Source organism: Halalkalicoccus sp. CGA53 (genome assembly GCF_036429475.1).
Classification (GTDB): domain Archaea; phylum Halobacteriota; class Halobacteria; order Halobacteriales; family Halalkalicoccaceae; genus Natronorarus; species Natronorarus salvus.
Window position 1 is genome coordinate 2,361,886 of the sequence record NZ_CP144125.1, and the last position, 21,674, is coordinate 2,383,559.

A 21,674-nucleotide genomic window follows, 5' to 3' on the forward strand; every position below is an offset into this window, starting at 1 on the left:
CGGAGCACCAGTCGGGTGTCCGCGCCAGGTAGAGCGTTCGTTCCGGGGGGCAAACCGGTTCAGTTCGGGTCAATATTCACGGGCCGACGCTCGGAAACCGTAACTACCGTCGCCGATAGCGGGGCGCTCTGACCGCGTGTCCGATATCGGCCCCGTCGAGACGATCGTTTCCGACGCCCGTCGATCAGCGAACCCAGTAGAGTTCGGACGTTCCGAGAAACCGACTCAGGTCCGAGGTCTGTCGGTAGTCCATCGCGAGGATCGTACCGAGCCGGTCGACCAGCGCCCTGTGATCGTTCTCGTCCCACTCCGCGGGCTCCGCGATCGGGACGACGAGAAAGCCGCTCCCGCGGATCTCTGTGGCGTGGACGCTCTCGACGTCTATCTCCCCTGCGACCTTCGCGGTGTAGCCGGCGACGACGTGGCGGATCGCCCGCTCGCCGACCGGCAAGAGGACGTGGGCTGCGATCGCCCGGAGTTCGGCGTCGAAGAAGCGTTCGAGGTCGGCGTACTCCCGCTCGGTCGGCTCCTCGCCCTCCGGCCGGCACATGTGGAGGTAGCTCAGGAAGAGGTTCCACACCGCCGGTTCGTCGCTGTACGGCTCCTCGAGAAAGCCCGCCTCCGAGAGCGCCGCCTGGAGGCGCTCGCCCGCGAGCGATCCTGTGAACGGAACGCCCGTCGAGGCCCCTCCGTGGACGTTCGGGTGGTCGCCGATCACGTGGAAGTCGGCGTTCGCGTCGCCGTAGCCGGGGACCGCACTCTCGGCGCCGTGGGGACAGGGCGGGCGCATGCCGAACGGGTTGCTCGTCCGATCCGTGACGTTCTCCACGCCCCTTTCCAGCTAGCGGGGGAGCAAAAGTCGATCGTTACTCCCCCACGGCGACCACGCCCTTCATCGCCTGTGCCTGGTGTGGCGTACAGAGGTAGCGGTAGACGCCCGGGTCGGAGAACGTGTAGGTGAAGGTGTGCCCGGCGTCGGCGGTCTGCTCGCTCTCGAACGCCCCGTCGACCTCCACCACGTTGTGGCCGCCGCCCTGTCCGGTCCACTCCCAGACGACATCGGTGCCGGGGTCGACCAGGACCGCCGGCGGGGTGAAGCGCAGCCCGTCGTTGCCGGTCCCGACCTCGACGGTCACCTCCCCTTCCCCCCGCAGATCGGCGGTCCCCTCGTAGTTCGGCACGTCGTCGAGCCAGCCGTCGTAGGTCGGTACCTCGTCGTCCGGGACCGATTCGGCCTCGTCGAGTCCCGACGCGCTTCCGTTGCCGCCGCCGAGACAGCCGGCGAGCGAGCCACCGAGGACCACTCCACCGATCGCTCTCAACACCGTCCGACGTCCTCCGAGGGTAGGATCTCCTCTCATGGCTCCGGGGGACCTCTCGCTCACCGTTCGTATCGAGCGGCCAAAAACCACGTGAAACCGATCGGCAGCCGAGGATCAGTCCTCGGTCTCGTCGTCCGCGTCGTCGCCGACGTCGGCGTCGTCCTCGCCGTTCCCCTCGGTGTCGTCTTCGGTCTCCGCACCGTCCTCCTCGTCGTCGACCGCTTCGGTCTCGTCGTCCTCGACGTCCGCGTCTTCGTCGTCGTCAGCGTCCGCATCGCCGTCGACGGCGACCGCACCCTTCTTGCCCTGTGCCTCGTGGGGCTCACAGACGTAGAGGGTGACGCCGCCTTCTTCCTCGAACGTGTGCTCGTAGGTGAACCCCTCCTCGTCGGTCAGCTCGCTCTCTAGTTCCTCGCCCTCCTCGCTCACCACGTTGTGCTCGCCGCCCTCACCGGTCCACTCCCAGACGACTTCCGTGCCTGGATCGACCGTGATCGCGGCCGGCTCGAACAGCAGGCCGTCGTCGCCCGCGCCGACGGTCACCTCGACGCTCTCCTCGCCGCGGAAGTCGTAGGTCCCCTCGTAGTTCGGCACGTCGTCCATGAACTCGCCGTAGTCCGGCTCCTCGTCGTCGTCGACGAACTCCGCGTCCGTCTCGTCGCCCGCGTCGTCCGTCTCCTCGGTGTCGTCCTCCTCGTCGAGGCCGTCGTCGTCCTCCACCATGTCGTCGTCACCGTCGTCGGCCGGCTCCTCTCCCTCCTCCGGGTCGTCCGCACAGCCGGCGAGCGCCGTCATCCCGAAGACGGCTGCGCCGGTGGATCTCAGCACGGTACGGCGGTCCAGCTCCGAGGTCTGCGGTGTCATTGGTGTATCTGGAGACGGCCGAACGACCGCTCCGAACGGTGGTTGGGACCGAACCGGGAAAAGGGGTTCGAAGATGACACCTGGTCTGAACGTCGGCACCACATCACACCGCCTCCCTCGGGATCGCTGACCGTCCGTCGGTCGGCTGTACAGCCACGGCGACCGAACGCGCGGCGAGGACCTGGAGTCGACCCGCGAACCGTCGACGAGATCACGACGCCCGCGCGGGCGGCGATCCGAGTCGAACCTCAGCGATCGCGGACCTCGTCGGCGACGGTCCGAACCGTCTCGTACTCCCCGTCGCTGTACGTGACGAACCGGACCTCCGAGAGCGACGCCGGCTCGTACGAGCCGATCTCCTCGGCGATGATCCGCGCCCCGTCCGCGAGGTCGAAACCCGCGACACCGCAGCCGAGCGCGGGGATCACGAGCGACTCGCAGCCGAGCTCGTCGGCCCTCTCCAGGCTGTTGCGCGTCGCGTCCCGGACGCTCTCGGTGGTGGCCTTCCCGTCCCCGTAGTGGGGCATCGCGGCGGCGTGGATCACGTACTCGCAGTCGAGGTCGTAGCCGTCGGTGACGGCTACCTCGCCGAGCTCTATCGGTCCCTCCGCGGTCGCCGCCTCGTCGATCTCCTCGCCCGCACCCCGTCTGAGCGCGCCGGCGACGCCCGAGCCCATCCGCAGGCTCGTCCCCGCCGCGTTCACCAGCGCGTCGGCCCGTTGCGCCGCGATGTCCCCCTGGATCACGGTGAACTCCATGCTCGAGCGTAGTTCGTCCGCGAGTATAAATCTGGGAGCGGGCTCCGTTCCCCTGCTACCAGGCCGCCCGGAGCACCCGCTCTATCTCGTCGACGGTCGGGTCCGTAGGGGAGCGCTCCATCGGCGGATCGTCGACGACGAACGCGGCGATCGCCGGCAGGTCCTCCTCTCGCGTCTCCGGGAGCTCCCGGAGACGCGCCGGCAGGCCGATCGAGTCGCGGACCTCCGCGACCCGCTCGACCACGGCGTCGGCCACCTCGTCGTCCGAGAGTCCCTCCGGATCGACCCCGAACCCGCGTGCCAGGAGCGACCGGCTCCCGTCCACCTCGCCGAAGAGGTACTCGAGCACGTGGGGGACGACGGCCGCGTGGACCGCCCCCTGCTGGACCGAGTACCGCCGCGCGAACCCGTGGCCGAACGCGTGGACGATCGAGATCTTCCGATCGAGCTGGACGAGCAACGAGCCGACGACCGCCCGGTCCATCGCCTCCCTTTCCTCGGCAGCGTCCTCGCCCTCCCCGACGACCCGTGGCAGGGCGTCACTCATGAGCCGTAGCCCGTGGACCGCGAGCGCGTCGCTCACCGGGTTCGCGTCCCGGGCGTACGGCGTCTCGATCCCCTTGTCCAGGCCGTTCATCGCCGAACCCGCCAGGACGCCAGGGGGACTCGTCTCGACCAGCGCCGGGTCGGCCACGTCCGCGATCGGCATCGCCGACCCGCTGACGGTGATCGGTTGGCCCGTCGGCGAGTCGGATGCAGGGAGGACCTCGAGCGAGCCGCCCGCCGAGACGTCCGCACCGGCGAACGTCGTCGGGACCACGACCACGGGGAGGGGATCCTCCGTCGGCTCCGGCGAGCGAACCGCCCCCTCGAGCGCCTCCTCCCGGAGGTCCGAGAGCGATCGGTCGTCGGTCGCGAGGAGGCTCGCCTGCCGAGCGGTGTCGAGGCTGCTCCCGCCGCCGACGCCCACGAGGACGTCCGCCCCCGTCTCCTCTGCTTGCCCGATCAGGGAGAAGGCGGTCTCGACCCGTTTCTCGGGGACCGTCCCGTCGAACGTTCCGACGTGACGCTCTCCCAGCCCCTCGCGAATCCGTGCCATCAGCGCCTCGTTCGCCCCGACGTTCGATCCACAGACGATCAGCGCGCGGTCACGGCCCCGCCTCGCGAGGTACTCACCGAGGTCGGCCACGCGCCCGCGACCGTAGAGCAGATCACAGCCCCGGTAGTCGTACTCGAACGAACCGGCGATCGGTAGCATGTGTCCCCCTCATCGGGACGCGATAAAGCGGTGGCGAAAGCGGTACTCAGTTGCGAGCGGGGTCGAACCGCTCGAACCAGGCCGCCAGCTCCTCGTACCGGTGGATCGCCCGGTCGGGATCGTCCACCGCGTGGTGCTCTCCGGGGTAGACGACGAGTTTCGCGGGAACGCCACGCTTTTTCACGCTCACGTAGAGCTGTTCGGCCTGGGAGGGCGGACAGCGCCAGTCCTCGCCACCCGCGGTGACCAGAAGCGGCGTCTCGATCCGATCCACGTCCGTGATCGAGGAGGCGCCGTCGTAGGTTTCGCGCTCCTCCCACGGCAGGCCGAAGTCGTTCTCCAGCCACAGGTGCGTGTCGTCGGTGCCGAAACAGGACCGGAGGTCGTAGATGCCGTGCTCGGCCGCCGCTGCGGTGTAGAGATCGGTCTGGGAGACGAGGAACGCGGTCGATATTCCGCCGTAGGAGAAGCCGGTGACGAAGAGTCCGTCCTCCTCGGCCCAGCCGCGTTCGACGAGCGCCTCGGTACAGGCGGCGACGTCGGTGACCTCGTGGGTCCCCCAGCGGCCTCTGAGGCGCTCGCAGAACTCCCGGCCGTAGGAGGAACTCCCGCTGTAGTTGGGTCGCATCACGAGGTAGCCTCGAGAGGTCCAGTACGCGAAGTCGAAGCCCCGGACCGGCTCGTCGTAGGACATCGGCCCGCCGTGGATCGCGACGAGCAGCGGCCGGGCGACGGGCGCTTCCGGGTCGAACTCCTCGGGGTAGTAGACGAGCGCTTCGACCGTCTCCCCCTCGCTCTCGACGTCGATCCGGGTCATCTCCGGGAAGGCGTCGGCACGCTCGAAGCCCGCGTTCAGGTCGGCCAGCCTCGTGAACGGCTTTTCTCCGCCGTCGAGGGCCGCCGCGTCGAGGGCGTACGGATCGAAACCGGTACCTGGTTCGTTGACGAGTAGTGCGACGGTCTCCGAGGCGACCGAACAGCCAGCGAGCGAGCGCCCCTCCCCCTGGGCGTCGAGCGTCCACTCGGCGTCATCGTCGAGCGGGAGCCGGGCCAGCCGAGTGTTGCCCTCGTTCGCGATCCGTGCGAGAACTGTCTCGGAATCGAGCCAGTGCGGTTCGGCGTCCCGCGCGACGGTCCGGTCGAGGCTCGCCGAGAGCGAGCGGACCTCTCCATCCGTCACGAACACTTCCGAGGGGACGTACCAGTTGTCGGGCTGTCCGGCGACGAACGCGAGGCGCTCGCCGTCGGGACTCCAGGTCGGCGCGCTCGCCATCAGCGAGCCGTCGGTTCTCTCCCTGAGATCCGAACCGTCCGGCTCGATCGTGCAGACGTCCATCGCGTAGGAGTCGTCGGGCTCTCCCTCCCGGTTCGTGACGAACGCGATCCGCTCGCCGGGCGCCCAGGCGGGCTGGAGCCCCGATAGCGGCTCCATCGCTCCCGCGCCGTAGGCCTCGTCGAGGCGCGTCTCCTCGCGACTCCCGTACTCGATCACGAAGAGGTAGCTCCGCACCGTGTCGAGCCAGCCCACCCCGTCCGCTTTGTGCTGGAGGCGTTCGGTCTCGACGGGCCCGCCAGCCTCGCGTCGCTCTATATACTCCCGTTCCTCCTCCGTCGGATCGCGCGCGGAGATCACCAGTCGGTCGCCCTCCGGCCCCCAGGCGAACTCGCGGACGCCCTCCTCGCGGTCGGTGAGCTGTCTCGCGTCGCCCCCACGGGCGAGGTCGAACGCCCAGAGCTGCGTTTTCGGCTCGTCGTCGCCGTCGGCGTCGCCCTCGTCCTCGCCGTTTCCGACCGCTTCGTCCTCCCGGCCCACCCGGAGCTCCGTGTCGGGTTCCCGGGCCGCGAGGAACGCGAGTTTGGAGCCGTCAGGGCTCCACGCCGGCGAGGAGGCCGACGAGGCGCGGGTGAGTCGGTGGGGCCTTTCGCTCGCGTCGGTCGGGACGACGAGCAGCGACGACCGCCTCGTCTCCTCGGTCGGATCGAACTCGTCGACGACGAGGGCGAGTCGGTCGCCGTCGGGCGAGAGCGCGAGCTCGGTCGGGGTGCGGAGGTCGTAGAGCGCCTCCGCCGGTAGCTCGGACATGCGACCACGTCGGCACGGTAGGCCATGAACGCCGGTCTTCCGGCAACCGACCTCGAGGGATTCCCGGCGTTCGCTCGCTGACCCTCCGGTACCGTACGGCAGCGTGCGGGGAAGGTCGATAGCTTTCTAGAACGGACGCGGGTGGTCGGCAGAAAAATCGGACGTCCGGTCCACCGATCCGGTCGCGACGTCTCAGTTCGTCAGCCGCACGAGGAACCCCTCGAGACGCTCGAGCATCTCGAGCGATGGCGTTCCGGGCAGGTAGAGTTCGAGTTCCGGCTGCTCGTCGGCGACCGCGTCGTCGTGGATGGTTCGACTCATACCTGTTCGTTCGCGCGACGCGCATTTAAGAATTCGCAATAATCTTTTTCGAAACGGAAAACAAAAATCGTGATCGAGTGATAGTGACACCCGATCCGGCGGGGCCGCGGAGTTGCCAGAGGCACTACCCTCCCCCGTCGGATCCCTCTGTGGCCCGCCGCGACGCTCGTTCGCCGAGGTCACCCGGCTCACCGAGGGGGCTCGCTCGCGTAGACGGACGGAGCTGCTTTACACCTCGTCCCCCAGCGGGTTCTTCGAGTCGCCACGGACCCTCACCGGGCGGGAGGTCGCCGACACTCGGCGTCTCCCAGCCGACGTTCGCGACCCACCTCTACGGAGCGGAACGGGCGGTCTGTGACGTGCCGTTCGAGGGACCGTGACGGTCGCGGTCTCAGTATTGAACCCTCGGGGAGGCAGCTCCTCGGTATCTAGCGTCAACTGACTTTCGGGTTTTCCTCGTACGGGGGGATGGCGGTCGGTGGGACGGTGACGACCACACTGCTCGTCGACGAGCGTGACCGCCGGATCGGGGGAGTCCGACCCGCCTCTGACACGGGCTCACCCCGCCCCTCGACGTCCGACGGTCTGCTCGAGATGCGGTGCGCTCGGGGATTCGGGGGTCTCTTTCCGGTGACGACACCCGCTGCCGAGCGTGTCGGCCCCGACCACGACACCTCCGAGGTCCGGAGGCCGTAGCGAGGGACTCCGACGCCCGGGACGCTCCCCCGCCGATCGAACGAGGTGAGAACCCGTTCTTTCATTTCGCCTCGGTTCGAACCCCACCTGATGAACTCGCTCCATCCCCGCATCCGCCTCGTCTGGATCGGACAGGCGGTCGTCTCCGCGGCGTTCTTCGCCCTCGTCGCCGGCGTGGTGGACTTCTTCACCGTCGAGGTCGGCCTCCCCCTCGCCGGCGGCGTCTTCCTCGCCTTCTTCGTGCTATTCGCGTTCCACAGCCTGCTCCGGTATCGGGTCTGGCGTTACGAGATCAGAGGCGACGAACTCTACCTCGAACGCGGCGTGTTCACCCGGGTGAAGACGGTCGTTCCGTTCGTGCGGATCCAGCACGTCGACTCGCGGCGCAGTCCGCTTGAACGGCTCACCGGACTCGCGAGTACGGTGGTCTACACCGCGGGATCGCGCGGGGCCGACGTCACCGTCCCGGGACTCACCCCCACGGGAGCCGACGACCTCCAGGCCCGGCTCAAGCGGCTCGCGACCGAGGCCGAGGGTGACGACGCCGTATGACCGGGACGAAACTGCACCCCGTCTCGATCCCCTACCGGGTCGTCCAGGGCGGGATCGGACTGCTCCCGCTCGTGATCTTCGGGGGGATATTCGCCGCGCCGGTCGTCGGCGGCCTCTCGCTCGTGCTGCTCCCCGTGGCCGTCGTCGTCGTCGTCGGTCTCCTGATCGCCTGGCAGGTCGCCTACTATCGGAGATTCGAGTACGAACTCACCCCCGACACGTTCGACATCCGATCGGGCGTGATCTCGCGGCGCAACCGAGAGATCCCATACGCCCGCATCCAGAACATCGACATCTCGCGTAACGTCGTCCAGCGGGCGCTCGACGTCGCGGAGGTCCGCATCGAGACCGCCGGCGGGAGCCAGACGGAGGCGATGTTGCGTTACGTCGCCTACGAGGAGGCCAAACGCCTCCAGAACGACCTCCGGAGACAGAAACGCGACGCGGAGGCGGCGGTGGGCGAACCCGAGGAGGAGAGACCCGAACGGGCGCTCTACGAGATCACGCCGAACGACCTGCTCGTCCTCGCGGTCGCCTCCTTCGACCTCAGGCTCGCCTCCGCGGTGTTCGTCCTGCTCTCGTTCGCTGCGCCGGGCGTCCTGGTGGACGTCGTCGCGGGGCTGCCCATCAGTCCGATCGTGGTCGTCGCGGTCGGCCTCGCGCTCGTCGTGGTCGGCTCGGCGCTCCTGAGCGGCGTCGGTGCGGTGTTCAACACCTACGGCTTCCGACTCACGCAGGCCGGCGACGAACTCCGCTACGAGCGCGGGCTGATCCAGCGCTTCGACGGGACGATTCCCCTGGATAAGGTCCAGACGCTCGCCTTTCGCGAGAACCTGCTGAAACGGCTGTTCGGCTACTCGACGCTCGCGATCGAGACGGCGGGCTACGCCCCCGGACGGGGCGACGCCAACGTCGGCTCCGAGGCGGCGGTTCCGATCGCGAGACGCGAGCGGGCGTGGGGGATCGGCCGCGAGATCGAGGCGTTCCCCGACGTCGAACTCGAACGGCCGCCGAAACGCGCACGCCACCGCTACGTCGTCCGCTACCTGATCGGATTCACCCTGCTCGGCGGGGCGCTGTTCACCGCCGAGTTCGTCACCGGCGTCGAGACCTACTGGTACGCGGCGGCGGTCGGTCTGCTCGTCGCCCCGTTCGCGGGTCACTACAAGTGGAAGGCCCGGGGCTACCGCGCGGCGGCGGGGTACGTCCTGACGCGAAACGGCTTCTGGCGGCAGACGACGCGGATCGTCCCCTACTACCGGGTCCAGAACGTCATCGAGACGCAGACGCTCTTCCAGCGACGCTGGCGCCTCGCCACGGTGACCGTCGACACGGCCGGCACGGGTAGCCTGATCGGCGGGGACTCGCAGGCGGTCGACCTCGACCGCGAGGCGGCCGAGCGGTTCAGGGGGACGATCGGGGAACGACTCCAGGAGGCGCTGATCGAGCGGGCACGCGAGAAACGGCGCGAACGCGAGGCACGCGAGCGCCGGCGAGCGATGCGGGAGCGACCGCTCTGGGACCCGGACGCCGCGGCGCTCGCGGCGGATCGGACGTCGGTCTCGGGCTCGGAGAACGGCGAGGGTCGTGCGACGGACGAGGGGGCGTTCGACTGGGTGGGAGAGTCCGGCCCCGATCCGCCACCGCCCGATCGGACGGGCGCGGAGTGCCGCGGACCGAACGGATCGAACGAACCGGTCGACGGGGAGGGAGAGACGGATCCGGACGCGCCGACGACCGGTGACGACACCGACGACGGTGGTGGGGAGAACGTCGGTAGAACGGATCGGCGGACCGACGACGTGGACGGTGAGCGCGAGGGCGACGAGGGCGAGACGGAAGAGGAGCCGAGATAGACGCCGTCCGGTCCACGATCGTGGACCGGACGGGACCGTCGACGGACGACGACCACGTGATCCCGAGGTGCGACCGATCGGACTCCCGGGGCTGGCGACGGGGCTACCGGAGGACGTCCCGTTCGAAGACGAGCGTTCCCTCGGGATCGAACAGCCGGACCGTGTCGCCCTCCCGGTTCCACACCTGCGTCGACTCGCCCCAGTAGAGGTTCTCCGCGTCGTCCCCACCGCTCCCGGTCCAGATCCGAACGGTGGCGTTCCCGTCCAGGACGAACTCGGGGAAGACGTACGGAGCCTCGGGATCGCCGTCTGACGCGACGACGCCCTCCTCCCGGTCCCACAGCTCGTGGCCGGTGAGGTCGAGGGGCTCCTCGCCCGTGTTCGCGAGCGCGACGTACTCCTCCTCGGGGCTGTCGACGGCCACCTCGAACCCCGCGACCTCGAGTACGTCACCGACCTCGACGTCGGCCTCCTCTGTCTCGTCGTCCCGCTCGTCGCCCTCCTCGCCGTCTTCGGAGGAGACCGAGCGTTCCGCCTCGGTATCGCCGTCGACCTCGACCGACGTCTCGGTCCCGTCGTCGACGTACCCCTCCGCGTCTGCATGCAGCAGGTACTCGCCGGTCGAGACGTCGAGCGCGACGCTTCCCCCGGAGTCCGTGGTCCCCTCCGCGACGACCGATCCGGTCCCCGCGTCCTCCAGTCTCACGGTGGCTCCCTCGACCTGCTCCCCGCTCGGGTGATCGACGACGGTGACGGTCACCGTGTGCGTCTCCTCCTCCTCCTCCTCCTCCTCCTCTACGTCCTCTGCTTCCCCGGTCTCCTCGTCCGGGTCGTCCCCCTCCCGTTCGTCGTCGTCAGCCTCCGAGTCGTCGGTCTCCTCACCGTCGTCGCTCTCGTCGTCCGGTGTCTCCACCTCGGCGGCCCCGTCGTCGACCTCCTCGAACTCGATCGCGTCGTCCGCTCCGGACCCGTTCTCGTCGTCGCGGTCGGATCCCTCGTCGGTTTCCCCATCGTCCCCGACGTCCGCGTCCGCACAGCCGGCGAGGACCGTGAGCCCGACGGCGCCGATGAAGACCCTCCGGTGCATACCCCAGCATCTCGTCACGGCCCCTTCACCCTGTGGGTGTGTGGCTCGTGCCGATCGGGTCCGGCGGACCGGTTCGAGGACGCGACGAGCGCCGCTAGAGGAACCGCTGGACCTCGACCGTACGCCCCTCCGGGTCGTTCGCGAAGAAGCGGTAGATCCCGTACCGTTCGACCTCCGTCGGTTCGCCCTCGGCGTGTGCTCCGAGCCGGCCGTAGACCGCGTCGACGCCCTCCCGTGAGTCCTCGACGAACGTGAGGATGCCACACGTCTCCGCCGACTCGCGCGAGCAGAAGCCGAAGCGAAAGCCACCCCGATCGAGGACCGTACAGTCGGTCTGTGAGAGCCAGATCTCGGCGTCGAGGTGTTCGCGGTAGAACTCCACCACCGCGTCGCGTCGTTCGGTCGCGAAGAAGACGATGCCGGACATGGTGTGGGTATCTCCTCCGGGGGTGCTAACCGTTTCTCCTCGCTCTCATAACCCCAGTCGTTTTGCTCGTCGGTTCCCCACGTGTCGGTATGACGATCGACCTCCCACGACTCGGGTTCGGGACGTACAAGCTCGAGGACCCCGAAGAGTGCGTCGAGAGCGTCGAACGCGCGATCGACGTCGGCTACCGACATATCGACACCGCACAGGGCTACGAGAACGAGGCGTTCGTCGGCGACGCGATCGAGAACGCCGCCGTCCCCCGCGAGGAGCTCTTCCTCGCCACCAAGCTCTCGACCGGAAACCTCGCCTACGAGGACGTTCTCGAGAGCGCCGAGGCGAGCAGGAAGAAACTCGGCGTCGAGACGATCGACCTGCTCTACGTCCACTGGCCGCTGAACACGTACGACCCCGACGAGACGCTCTCGGCGCTCTCCGAACTCCGGGAGCGAGGGGTGATCGAACACGTGGGGCTATCGAACTTCCGGATCGACCAGCTACAGGTCGCTCGGCGGGAACTCGACGAACCGATCTTCGCCCACCAGGTCGAGTGTCATCCGCTGCTCCCACAGGAGCGACTACGCGAGTTCGCCGCCGAGGACGGCCACCACCTCGTCGCCTACTCGCCGATCGCGAGGGGGGAGCTGTTTTCGGTGCCTGAAATCAACGACGTGGCCGAGCGCCACGACGCGACCGCGGCGCAGGTCGCCCTCGCGTGGGCGATCGAGAAAGGGATCTACCCGATCCCGAAGGCCCGTGGAGGGCACATAGCGGAGAACTACCGGGCGCTCGCGCTCGCGGAGGAACTCGAGCCCGGAGAGATCGAGAAGATCGACGCGCTGGAAGAGCGACGCCGGCTGGTCGACTTCGAGGAGGCCCCGTGGAACGCGGCGTGATACGGACGGCTGTGGCTGTCTACCGGAGCGACCGCTGCGTGGTTCGGGGTCGTTCCGGAAACGACTCACGGCGGTCCGTATGAGGGGTGCGGTGATCGACGTCGACGGGACGGTCGTCCGGGGAACGAGCGTGGTCCCCGGCGCGATCGAGGCCGTCTCGCGGCTCCGCGAGGCGGGGATCGACCCGCTGTTCGTCTCGAACAACCCGATCGAGACGCGGGCGGCGTACGCCGAGCGGCTCCGCCGCCTCGGCTTCGACGTCGCCTCCGAGGACCTGCTCACCGCCGGCTCGATTACGGCGTCGAACCTCGCCAGCGAACACCCGGAGGGGACGATCTACGTGATCGGCGAGTCGGGACTTCGGACACAGCTCTCGGAGGAGGGTCTCACGCTCACCGAGGAGCCGTCGCGTGCGGCGGTCCTCGTCGCCTCGATCGATCGGGAGTTCTCCTACGACACCCTCACCGAATCGCTCGTCGCACTCTCCGACGAGGGGACGCTGTTCGTGGGGACCGACCCCGACGTGACGATCCCGGTCGGGGAGAACCGCGTCGTTCCCGGGTCGGGAGCGATCGTGCGGGCGATCGCCGGCGTGAGCGGTCGCGAGCCGGATCGGATGATGGGAAAGCCCTCGGAGACGACGATAGAGGCGGTGAGAGCGGCGATCGGAGTTCCTTTAGAGGACTGTCTCGTGATCGGCGATCGTCTCGACACCGACCTCGCGATGGGCGAGCGGGCGGGGATGCAGAGCGTGCTCGTGCGGACCGGCGTGACCGACGACCGGGCGATCGCGCGCTCTCCGGTCGAGCCGACTCACGTCATCGACTCGATCGCGGAGATCGAGGACGTGCTGACGAAGCTCTAGAGCCCGACGGCGAGGACCAGCGCGACGGTGACGGCCATGATCCCCGTTGCGAGCAGGAGGAGGTTCGCGATCGGGTTCTTCGCGGGGACGACGTTCGCGGAGTAGTGCCAGCCCCACAGTGGCGTGAACGGGCGGATCCCCATCGGGGTGATCGAGTCGGCCAGCAGGTGCGAGACGATGGCGAGCGTACTCACACCGAACCCCACGGAGGCGAGCAGCAGCGGGTCGTAGCCGAGCAGGTCCGCTGAGAGGTAGCCCGCAGCGCCGACGATCCCGCCGACGGCGAGCGCGAAGTAGACGGTGTGGGTGATCCCCCGGTGGGAGACGAGCGGCAGGGCGTGATCGGCGTCGGGAAGTGTCGAGAGCGCGATCGAGAGGAGCCCGCCGAGAACCGCGAGTTCGCCGAGGCCCAGCGTCAGGAGGAGAAATCCCACCGGCGCGTAGAGCGTCAGCGCGGCCCCGATGTGGCCGTACTTGTACATACCCTCGCTTGGAACGGGGGGATTATGAGTGCATCTCACCGCGGGCGTCGGGGCCGACGGGACAACGGTATACTCGCTGGCTCCCAACCCCGGGCATGGATCCGCTGGTCGTCGACGCGCTGGTCGAGACGTTCGGCCCGTTCCTGATCCCGGTCGTGCTCTTCGTCGCCGGTATCTTCGGCTACGCCGCGATCGTCGCGCTCGGCCGCGCCGGGGTGTGGTGAGTATTATACTCCGACCGGACGAGGGTGAGCCATGACCGAGGAGACACCCGCGATGACCCGATTCGACGTGCCCGATCCCGAGGAACTCCCCGCGGACCTCCGCGAACGGATCGAGGCCGAGACCGAGCGCGCGGGGTTCACCCCGAACGTCTTCCTCGCCTACGGCTTCCGGCCCGCACAGTCGCGTGCCTTCTTCGCCTACTACGACGCGCTCGTCGAGGAGGGAGCGCTCACCCGCGAGGAGGTGGAGATGATCGTCGTCGCCGTCTCCGGCGTGAACCACTGCTACTACTGCAACGTCGCCCACGGCGCACTCTTACGGATCTACTCGGAGAACCCCGAACTCGCCGACCAGCTCGTCGCGAACTACCGGACCGCCGAGCTGAGCGAGCGACACCGACGGATGCTCGATCTCGCAGTCAAACTCACCGAAGCTCCCGAGACGGTCGAGGAACGGGACCTCGAACGGCTCCGCGAGGTCGGTTTCACTCCCGAAGCGATCTGGGACGTCGGGAGCGTCGCGAGCTTCTTCAACCTCAGCAACAGGATGGCTCACCTCGCGGACATGCGACCGAACCGCGAGTTCCACACCCTGGGGTACCCGGACGACGAGTGAGACCGGACGGACGAGGACGCGATCGGAACCGACCGCACAGCGTCGACGAAACCGGCCGGATCTCCACAGGAACCGGCCCGACTCACATCTATGTGAGTTCTACATGAGTCGATTTGGAGGGTATTTATATATGGCTACAACGAAGACACACATATGACCCGGGAGATCAGGATCTCGATCGACGACGACGAGGTGTTCGAGCGGATGCGAGCACGGAAGAACGAACTCGACCTCTCGTGGGAGGAGGTGCTCCACCGGGGGCTCCGTCGGTCCCGCGGCGGGTACGGAGTGGGTGCCGGGACGGGGGGGCGGTGGAGCGCGCCGGAGGCGGACCTGGCCGACGAGCTCCAGCGCGAGATCCGCCAGAAGGTCGCGAACTCGATCCGGGCGTCGGTCGGCGGTCTCGGCCCGGAGCCGACGGGCTGGGAGGACGACCTGGACGAGGAGATGTCGGCGCTCTCCGCCGCCGAGGACGCCGTGGTTGTCTTCGAGGGCTCCGAGGACGACCCGAGCTGTCAGATCCCGCTTCGGGTGTCGCTCCGGACCGACCGGAACGGGCTCGCGGTCGAGGTCGTCGCGATCCGACGTGGCAGGGGGGTCGAGGGCATGAACGCCTTCCCGCCGGAGGCCCGTCGACGGATCGTCGAGTCGCTCGCCCGGGGCGAGACGGCGACGCTCCGGATCGAGGAGGGGATCGAGGAGTACCCGATCGTCCCCCGGCTCGCCTGGAGCCGCGACGAGGCCGGCCGGCCGACGGTCGTCGAGGTCTCCGTCGAGGACGTCTCCTTCGATGACGGACGCTGATCCCGGGCCGGGGCGCCCGATCCGGGAGGCGCTCGGAGAGGCGCCCGGGGCGCCGACCCTCCCGGAGACGTTCGATCTGCTCGCCGACGACACCCGGCTCCGGGTCGTCGAAGCGCTCTACGAGCGCGGCTGTACGGTCACCGGAGAGACGGCGCTCTCGTTCTCCGAACTCCGCCGGCTGACGGACGTCCGCGACACCGGCAGGTTCAACTACCACCTCGGACGTCTGCGCGGACCGTTCGTCCGCAAAACCGACCGGGGGTACGTCCTCACGGAGACCGGTGAGGCCGTCGGGGCGATGATCGCCGACTCGGAGCGGTCCCCGCCGTCGTGATCGGGACTACCCCGCGACCTCGAAGCCCGCACCCTCGATCGCGTCTCGGACCTCGCCCTCGTCGGCGTCGCCCTCGACGGTGACCCTGTCCGCCTCGTGGTCGGCCGTGACCTCCGAAACGCCGTCGATCTCGCCCACCGCGTCAGTGACGGTGTCCTCGCAGCCGGTACACTTCATCTCGGTGACGGTCAGTGTGTAGCTCACACCCGTCGGTAGTGCCGCAACCTTTTTCACCGTTAGCCTTTCGATCGTTCGGTAGTAGGTGCCGGTTCGTCGTTTGACCGAAGGCGAACTCCGGAATCTACTTTCGTATCCTGTCCGTAGCTGCCGCATGACCGACCTCGACGACGTCGACCTCGAACTACTCTCGTTGCTGATCGAGGACGCCCGCCGGCCGTACAGCGATCTCGCCGAACACGTCGGGCTCTCGCCGCCTGCGGTCTCCGATCGGATCTCGCGGTTGCGGGAGGCGGGCGTCGTCCGGCGGTTCACGGTCGACCTGGACCGCTCGACGCTTGAGAACGGCACGCCGGTCCTCGTGACGCTCGCCGTCGACTCCGGGCGGGTGGGCGAGATTCGCGACGCGCTCGTGGCGCTGGAGGCGGTCGAACACGTCTTCCAGACGGCGGACGGGGACCTCGTCGTCCACGCGAACGCCCCCGATCGGGACGTGCGGACCTGGCTCTCGGCGTCGCTCGGCACCGAGGTCGACGTGGAAGAGGTGGCGCTCCTCGCGGACGTGGAGTGGACGCCCTCGGTCGGCGGCGCGGAGTTCTCGTTGACCTGCGTCGAGTGCGAGAACCCGGTCGGACCGGGCGGCGTGAGCCGACGGGTCGACGGCGACCGGAAGCACTTCTGCTGTTCGTCGTGCGAACGGCTCTACGTCGACCGCTACGAGTCGCTCGCCCAGGGAGTCGATTCGTAGCTCACCTCGGCCCCGTGCTTTGGAATCGAAAGGACAACCCCGTTCAAGGGGGAGCCCCTCTAGTAGGACGATGAGTTCAGAGCGGACGGGGATCGAGGTCTCCGGTATGTCGTGTGCGACCTGTTCGGGGAGCGTCGAGGAGGCGGTGCGCGCGCTCTCCGGGGTGACGTCGGTGAGTGCGAACTTCGCGACCGACGAGGCCCACGTCGAGTACGATCCCGACCGGGTTTCGCTCTCTGCGATCTACGAGGCGATCGAGGGCGCGGGCTACGAGCCCGAGCGCGCGAGCGCGCGGATTGAGGTCGGCGGAATGAGCTGTGCCACCTGCTCGGCCAGCGTCGAGGAGGCGGTGGAGGGGCTGCCGGGCGTGCTCCGCGTCGACGCCAACTTCGCGACCGACGAGGCACACGTCGAGTTCAACCCGGCTCAGCTCTCGCTCCCTGCGATCTACGACGCGGTCGCGGCTGCGGGCTACGAACCCGTCCGGGAGGACGAGGGAGAGGACGGCCAGGCGCTGACCGAGCGCAGGGAGTCGGCGATCGAACGCGAGATGCGAAAGCAGTGGCGGCTCGTCCTCTTCGGTGGCGTCCTCACCCTCCCGTTCGTCCCGATGATGGTCGACATGCTGTTCGGGCTTGCAGGGGTCGCCTCGCCCGTCCCGCACGGGATCGCCCATCCGCCGGGCTGGCTGGAGTTCGGCCTCGCGACGGTGCTGATGGCGACGCTCGGAAGGGAGTTCCTCGTGGGGGCGTGGCGGGCCTTCTCGAAGAACCGCCGGGCGAACATGGACACGCTCGTCGCCGTCGGGACGAGCGCGGGCTACCTGTTCAGTACGGCCGTCCTCCTGGGAGCCGTCGCCGACGGCGGGCTCTACTTCGAGGCGGTGGCGTTCATCCTCTGGTTCATCACCCTCGGGAACTGGCTCGAAGCCCGCTCGAAGGCGCGCGCGAGCGACGCCCTCAGATCACTGCTGGAGATGGAGGCCGAGGAGGCGACGCTCGTCAGAGAGGGCGAGGAGGTCGTCGTTCCGCTCTCGGCGGTCGAAGTCGGCGACCACATGAAGGTCAGGCCCGGCGAGCGGATCCCGACCGACGGCGTCGTTCTCGACGGAGAGAGCGCCGTCGACGAGTCGATGGTCACCGGCGAGTCCGTCCCGGTGGAGAAGACGGAGGGTGACGAGGTCGTCGGGAGCACGATCAACGAGAACGGGCTGCTCGTGGTGGAGGCGACGAAGGTCGGAGAGGACACCGCGATCCAGCAGATCGTCGAGCGGGTGAAGGAGGCCCAGGCCCGCCAGCCGGAGATCCAGCGGCTGGTCGATCGGGTGAGCGCGTACTTCGTCCCCGCGGTGATCGCGAACGCGCTCCTCTGGGCGACCGTCTGGTTCGCGTTCCCCGAGACGATCTACGCGGTGACGACGGCGCTGCCGCTCTGGGAGCCCGTCGGCGGCGGACCCGTCGCTGGCGGCGTTCCCGTGATCGAGTTCTCGATGATCGTCCTCGCCTCCGCCCTCCTGATCGCCTGTCCCTGTGCGCTCGGGCTGGCGACGCCCGCGGCGACGATGGTCGGCTCGACCATCTCCGCGACCAACGGCGTGCTCTACAAGGGTGCGGATATCCTCGAGAAGGCCCGCGGGATCGACACGGTCGTCTTCGACAAGACCGGGACGCTGACCCACGGCGAGATGCGCCTGACCGACGTCGTCCCGGTCGACGAGGCGCGAGCGGACGGCGGCCTCCCCGACGGGGGTGTCCTCGAACCCCGGACGACCGAGGAGGCGGTGCTCGCAGCGGCAGCGAGCGCGGAGTCCGGCTCCGAACATCCCTTGGCGCGAGCGATCGTCGAGGGCGCTCGCGATCGAGGGGTCGAGACGAACGATCCGGAGGGCTTCGAGAACGTCCCCGGTCACGGGATCCGCGCGACGGTCGCGGGAAGCGAGGTGCTCGTCGGCAACCGGAGACTGCTGGGCGAGGCGGGCGTCGATCCGGGCGAGGTAGAGGAGACGATGCAGCGTCTGGAGAGCGAGGGCAAGACCGCGATGCTCGTCGCCCGCGACGGTGAGCTTCTCGGGGTTATCGCGAGCGCCGACACGGTGAGAGAGAGCGCGAAGGAGACGGTGAGCGCGCTTCGAGACCGGGGCCTGCGAGTCGTGATGCTCACCGGCGACAACGACCGGACGGCACGGGCGGTCGCGAGGGAGGTCGGGATCGACGAGGAACACGTCCGGTCGGAGGTGTTGCCCGAGGACAAGGCCGACGAGATCGAGGCGATCCAGAGAGAGGGGGCGCGGGCGATGATGGTCGGCGACGGGGTCAACGACGCGCCCGCGCTCACCGCCGCCCACGTCGGCGTCGCGATCGGGTCCGGGACCGACGTCGCGATCGAGTCGGCGGACGTTACGCTGATGCGCGACGATCCCGCGGACGTGCTGAAGGCGATCCGGATCTCCGAGGCGACGATCACGAAGGTGCGCCAGAACCTCTTCTGGGCGTTCGCCTACAACGTGACGCTGATCCCGATCGCCTCGCTCGGCCTGCTCAACCCCGCGCTCGCGGGGCTCGCGATGGCCGGTTCGTCCGTCTCGGTGATGACCAACAGCCTCGCGTTCGCGAACTACGATCCCCACGAGGAGTACCGGTTCCTCGGCCGACTCCGGTAGCTACCCGTCGATCTCGGCGATCTCGGACTCGCCGTTCTCGCTGACGTGGACGTTCAGCCGCTCGCCGTCGGCTTCGGCAGGTACGACCCAGGTCGCCGTCTGCTGGTGTGGCTCGTCGGTGAGCGAGACGTCGTCGTACCCCGCCACCTCGAGGGCTTCCCTCGCTTTCGACCGCGCGTCGTCGGCCGTCTCGACTGTCATGTCTCCGTGGAGGGGAGCGAGGCGAAAAAGCGATCCGGTTCACTCGACCGCGACGGGAAGCGACTCGACGCCGTAGATGAACGAACTGCGCACCGGCTGCAGTTCGTCCGTCCGGATCTCGAAGCCCTCGATCCGCTCGAACAGCTCCGAGAGCACTACGGACGCCTCCAACCTCGCAAGCGGCGCGCCCAGACAGTAGTGGGTCCCGTGGCCGAACGCGATGTGCTGGTTCGGCGAGCGCGTCGGGTCGAACTCGTCGGGCGAGTCGAACTTCCTCGGATCCCGGTTTGCCGAGCCGATCCACGCGACGACCCCCTCGCCGGGGGTGATAGTCTGCCCGCCGAGGTCGGCCTCCCGCTTCGCGACCCGGAAGAACGCCTGGACGGGCGAGCGGTACCGGAGGACCTCCTCGACCGTGTGGCTCCTCGCCGTCTCGTCCTCCACGATCAGGCGCGTGAGCTCCGGTCGGCCCTCCAGACACCGTAGCGCGTTCGAGAGCAGGTTCGTCGTCGTGATGTTGCCCGCGACGAGCAACAGCATACAGAAGCCGATCAGTTCGCGCTCGGTGAGTTCGGCCTCCTCGTCGTGGACCACCGCGCTGATCAGGTCCTCGCGCGGGTCCGTACGGCGCCGGTCGATCATTCCGGCGAAGTACTCCTGGAGTTCGGAGAGCGCCGTCTCCTGCTCGCGCTGGAGTCGCTCGAACCCCTCTCTGGTCTCCTCGTCCGGGCGGGCGACGAGCGTGTCCGACCAGGACTTGAACCGATCCCTGTCGTCGGCGGGCACGCCGAGCAGCTCCGCGATGACGATCACCGGCACCGGGTACGCGAGGTCGGCGACGAAGTCGAACTCGGGTTCGGAGAGCGCGTCTTCTACGCGTTCGCGCGTGATCCGTCTGATCGCGGGTTCGAGGTCGGCCACGGCGTTCGGTCTGAACTCGCTCTCCGCGACCGCGCGGAGCCGACGGTGCTCCGGCGGGTCAGTGAAGAGCATCGTCTCGGTCATCGGCGACTCCTCCATCTCCGTCGAGCGCTCGCTCGGGAGGTTCATCGGGTCGACCGAGAACGCGCTGTCGTCGGAGAGCACCGCCTTCACCTCCTCGTAGGCGAAGACGTCCCACACCTCTCGCGTCCCGTCGTAGCGAACCGGGGACTCCCGTCGCATCCGGTCGTACCAGAGAAAGGGCTCGAGCCAGCCCCCGCGTGTCGAGAGGGCCTCGGGAAACGTCACGATCGGCTGTGGGTCTGCCGCGCTCATGGTGGGTGTACGTCGATGGCGACCAACAGTGTTTGCATCGCACCCTTCGTCCCCAATCACGAACCGAGTACGACTGTTGAACTTAGACTACTCTCGGCGCATCCAACGGGGAGAGAGATCGAGACGTGGTACGAAACCGGGATCCGGCGGGCGCTCAGTCGTGACCGGAGACGCGAACCGGCTCGTACGGCTCCTCGAGGTACTCGATATCGCTCCCCGAGAGCGAGATGTCGAGCGCCGCGACGGCCTGCTCCAGGTGCTCGACGCTCGTCGTCCCGACGATGGGCGCGTCGACCGCATCCTTCGAGAGCAGCCATGCGAGGCCGATCTGTGCCATCGTCGCGTCCTCCTCCGCGGCGAGCTCCTCGACGCGCTCGTTGATCTCGCGACCGCCGCCCTCGCGGTACGGGTGTCGGTAGATGTGCTCTTCCGTGCTTCCACGCGTCGTGGCGTCGATCTCATCGTGTGGCCTGGCGAGATATCCTCGGGCGAGCGGGCTCCACGGGATCACGCCGATCCCCTCATCGCGACAGAGCGGCAGCATCTCGCGTTCTTCCTCGCGGTAGACGAGGTTGTAGTGGTTCTGCATCGAGACGAACCGTTCGAGGTCTAAGAGCCGGCTCGTCGCGAGCGCGTCGGCGAACTGGTAGGCCCACATCGAGCTCGCGCCGACGTATCTCACCGTCCCTCGCCTGACCGCGTCGTCGAGGGTGCCGAGCGTCTCCTCGATCGGCGTCTCCTCGTCGTAGCGGTGGATCTGGTAGAGGTCGACCGTCTCCATGTCGAGTCTCTCGAGGCTGTTCTCGAGCTCCTGCTCGATCGCCTTCCGCGAGAGGCCGCGTGCGTTCGGGTTCCCCTCGTCCATCGGGTTGTAGACCTTCGTCGCGACGACCGGCCAGTCGCGGTCGTAGCCCGAGAGCGCCTCGCCGAGGATCCGTTCGGACTCCCCACGCGAGTACATGTTCGCGGTGTCGAAGAAGTTGATCCCGAGGTCGATCGCCCGCTCGACGAGTTCTCTCCCCTCCTCGTCTTCTAACACCCACTGGCGCCACTCCTTCGAGCCGAAGCTCATGCAGCCGAGACAGATCCGGCTCACGTTCAGCCCCGTCGATCCGAGGGTGGTGTACTCCATGCACGGTGTGTGCGGGCGGTTCACAAAAGCGTACCCGAGGCGGCAGAACGGCGGG

At 68.4% G+C, this 21,674-nt stretch carries 24 protein-coding genes; 10 read left to right on the forward strand and 14 right to left on the reverse strand.

All coding sequences use genetic code 11. From position 1 onward, the window contains the following. Positions 1-184: 184 nt before the first annotated feature. The 7 genes from V2L32_RS13855 to V2L32_RS13885 all read right to left on the reverse strand — a co-directional run bounded on the left by V2L32_RS13855 (position 185) and on the right by V2L32_RS13885 (position 6,606). The gene (locus tag V2L32_RS13855; RefSeq protein ID WP_331233045.1) at positions 185-829 is read right to left on the reverse strand and encodes a uracil-DNA glycosylase family protein; all 645 of its coding nucleotides are present in this window, start codon (positions 827-829) and stop codon (positions 185-187) included. Between the two features lie 37 nt (positions 830-866). Beyond that, entirely contained in the window at positions 867-1,325 is a 459-nt protein-coding gene (locus tag V2L32_RS13860) for a halocyanin domain-containing protein (RefSeq protein ID WP_331233046.1), read from the reverse strand. A 111-nt stretch (positions 1,326-1,436) separates the two neighbouring features. Continuing rightward, positions 1,437-2,150 (reverse strand): halocyanin domain-containing protein, encoded by a 714-nt coding sequence (locus tag V2L32_RS13865; RefSeq protein WP_331233047.1) that lies wholly within the window; start codon positions 2,148-2,150, stop codon positions 1,437-1,439. A gap of 284 nt (positions 2,151-2,434) precedes the next feature. Beyond that, a complete protein-coding gene (locus tag V2L32_RS13870; protein WP_331233048.1) occupies positions 2,435-2,944 on the reverse strand; it encodes a macro domain-containing protein in 510 nt (169 codons plus the stop codon). 55 nt (positions 2,945-2,999) lie between these two features. Next, positions 3,000-4,202: an iron-containing alcohol dehydrogenase family protein gene (locus tag V2L32_RS13875; RefSeq protein ID WP_331233049.1), complete on the reverse strand. Its 1,203-nt coding sequence runs from the start codon at positions 4,200-4,202 to the stop codon at positions 3,000-3,002. A 46-nt stretch (positions 4,203-4,248) separates the two neighbouring features. Beyond that, positions 4,249-6,285: a S9 family peptidase gene (locus V2L32_RS13880; RefSeq protein ID WP_331233050.1), complete on the reverse strand. Its 2,037-nt coding sequence runs from the start codon at positions 6,283-6,285 to the stop codon at positions 4,249-4,251. A gap of 192 nt (positions 6,286-6,477) precedes the next feature. Then, positions 6,478-6,606: a hypothetical protein gene (locus tag V2L32_RS13885; protein WP_331233051.1), complete on the reverse strand. Its 129-nt coding sequence runs from the start codon at positions 6,604-6,606 to the stop codon at positions 6,478-6,480. 786 nt (positions 6,607-7,392) lie between these two features. Here V2L32_RS13885 and V2L32_RS13890 point away from each other — a divergent pair. Then, positions 7,393-7,854 carry a PH domain-containing protein gene (locus V2L32_RS13890; protein ID WP_331233052.1) on the forward strand — a complete coding sequence of 154 codons (462 nt, stop codon included), beginning with the start codon at positions 7,393-7,395 and terminating at the stop codon, positions 7,852-7,854. Then, positions 7,851-9,710 (forward strand): PH domain-containing protein, encoded by a 1,860-nt coding sequence (locus tag V2L32_RS13895; RefSeq protein ID WP_331233053.1) that lies wholly within the window; start codon positions 7,851-7,853, stop codon positions 9,708-9,710. The genes V2L32_RS13890 and V2L32_RS13895 overlap by 4 nt, the downstream gene beginning before the upstream one ends. A gap of 103 nt (positions 9,711-9,813) precedes the next feature. Here the strand turns inward: V2L32_RS13895 and V2L32_RS13900 are convergent, their stop codons facing one another. Then, a complete protein-coding gene (locus tag V2L32_RS13900; RefSeq protein ID WP_331233054.1) occupies positions 9,814-10,797 on the reverse strand; it encodes a lamin tail domain-containing protein in 984 nt (327 codons plus the stop codon). A gap of 94 nt (positions 10,798-10,891) precedes the next feature. Next, positions 10,892-11,224, reverse strand: coding sequence for a VOC family protein (locus V2L32_RS13905; RefSeq protein WP_331233055.1), 333 nt, complete (start codon positions 11,222-11,224; stop codon positions 10,892-10,894). An 89-nt stretch (positions 11,225-11,313) separates the two neighbouring features. On the opposite strand from V2L32_RS13905, the gene V2L32_RS13910 reads away from it, so the two are divergent. Beyond that, a complete protein-coding gene (locus V2L32_RS13910) occupies positions 11,314-12,120 on the forward strand; it encodes an aldo/keto reductase (RefSeq protein WP_331233056.1) in 807 nt (268 codons plus the stop codon). A 79-nt stretch (positions 12,121-12,199) separates the two neighbouring features. Beyond that, positions 12,200-12,985, forward strand: coding sequence for an HAD-IIA family hydrolase (locus V2L32_RS13915; protein WP_331233057.1), 786 nt, complete (start codon positions 12,200-12,202; stop codon positions 12,983-12,985). Here the strand turns inward: V2L32_RS13915 and V2L32_RS13920 are convergent. Further along, positions 12,982-13,467 (reverse strand): metal-dependent hydrolase, encoded by a 486-nt coding sequence (locus V2L32_RS13920; RefSeq protein WP_331233059.1) that lies wholly within the window; start codon positions 13,465-13,467, stop codon positions 12,982-12,984. The two genes, V2L32_RS13915 and V2L32_RS13920, sit on opposite strands and share 4 nt — an antisense overlap. A gap of 95 nt (positions 13,468-13,562) precedes the next feature. On the opposite strand from V2L32_RS13920, the gene V2L32_RS13925 reads away from it, so the two are divergent. The 4 genes from V2L32_RS13925 to V2L32_RS13940 all read left to right on the forward strand — a co-directional run bounded on the left by V2L32_RS13925 (position 13,563) and on the right by V2L32_RS13940 (position 15,445). After that, a complete protein-coding gene (locus V2L32_RS13925; protein ID WP_331233060.1) occupies positions 13,563-13,691 on the forward strand; it encodes a hypothetical protein in 129 nt (42 codons plus the stop codon). Positions 13,692-13,722: 31 nt separating this feature from the next. Beyond that, positions 13,723-14,307 (forward strand): peroxidase-related enzyme, encoded by a 585-nt coding sequence (locus tag V2L32_RS13930; RefSeq protein ID WP_331233061.1) that lies wholly within the window; start codon positions 13,723-13,725, stop codon positions 14,305-14,307. A gap of 153 nt (positions 14,308-14,460) precedes the next feature. Next, on the forward strand, positions 14,461-15,111 hold the full coding sequence (locus V2L32_RS13935; RefSeq protein ID WP_331233062.1) for a hypothetical protein: 651 nt from the start codon (positions 14,461-14,463) through the stop codon (positions 15,109-15,111). Further along, complete coding sequence (locus V2L32_RS13940) at positions 15,098-15,445, forward strand: DUF7347 domain-containing protein (protein ID WP_331233063.1); 348 nt, start codon at positions 15,098-15,100, stop codon at positions 15,443-15,445. The genes V2L32_RS13935 and V2L32_RS13940 overlap by 14 nt, the downstream gene beginning before the upstream one ends. A gap of 6 nt (positions 15,446-15,451) precedes the next feature. Here the strand turns inward: V2L32_RS13940 and V2L32_RS13945 are convergent, their stop codons facing one another. Further along, complete coding sequence (locus V2L32_RS13945; protein WP_331233065.1) at positions 15,452-15,649, reverse strand: heavy-metal-associated domain-containing protein; 198 nt, start codon at positions 15,647-15,649, stop codon at positions 15,452-15,454. A gap of 127 nt (positions 15,650-15,776) precedes the next feature. Here V2L32_RS13945 and V2L32_RS13950 point away from each other — a divergent pair, with 127 nt between their 5' ends. Together V2L32_RS13950 and V2L32_RS13955 are read left to right on the forward strand one after the other, a co-directional pair. Beyond that, a complete protein-coding gene (locus V2L32_RS13950) occupies positions 15,777-16,370 on the forward strand; it encodes an AsnC family transcriptional regulator (protein ID WP_331233066.1) in 594 nt (197 codons plus the stop codon). 70 nt (positions 16,371-16,440) lie between these two features. Beyond that, a complete protein-coding gene (locus V2L32_RS13955; protein WP_331233067.1) occupies positions 16,441-19,029 on the forward strand; it encodes a heavy metal translocating P-type ATPase in 2,589 nt (862 codons plus the stop codon). Here V2L32_RS13955 and V2L32_RS13960 read toward each other — a convergent pair whose 3' ends face one another. From V2L32_RS13960 to V2L32_RS13970, 3 genes are all read right to left on the reverse strand, one after another. Next, the gene (locus V2L32_RS13960) at positions 19,030-19,230 is read right to left on the reverse strand and encodes a hypothetical protein (RefSeq protein ID WP_331233068.1); all 201 of its coding nucleotides are present in this window, start codon (positions 19,228-19,230) and stop codon (positions 19,030-19,032) included. A 39-nt stretch (positions 19,231-19,269) separates the two neighbouring features. Then, on the reverse strand, positions 19,270-20,487 hold the full coding sequence (locus V2L32_RS13965) for a cytochrome P450 (RefSeq protein ID WP_331233069.1): 1,218 nt from the start codon (positions 20,485-20,487) through the stop codon (positions 19,270-19,272). 154 nt (positions 20,488-20,641) lie between these two features. Next, positions 20,642-21,619 carry an aldo/keto reductase gene (locus tag V2L32_RS13970; RefSeq protein WP_331233070.1) on the reverse strand — a complete coding sequence of 326 codons (978 nt, stop codon included), beginning with the start codon at positions 21,617-21,619 and terminating at the stop codon, positions 20,642-20,644. Between the last annotated feature and the right edge of the window lie 55 nt (positions 21,620-21,674).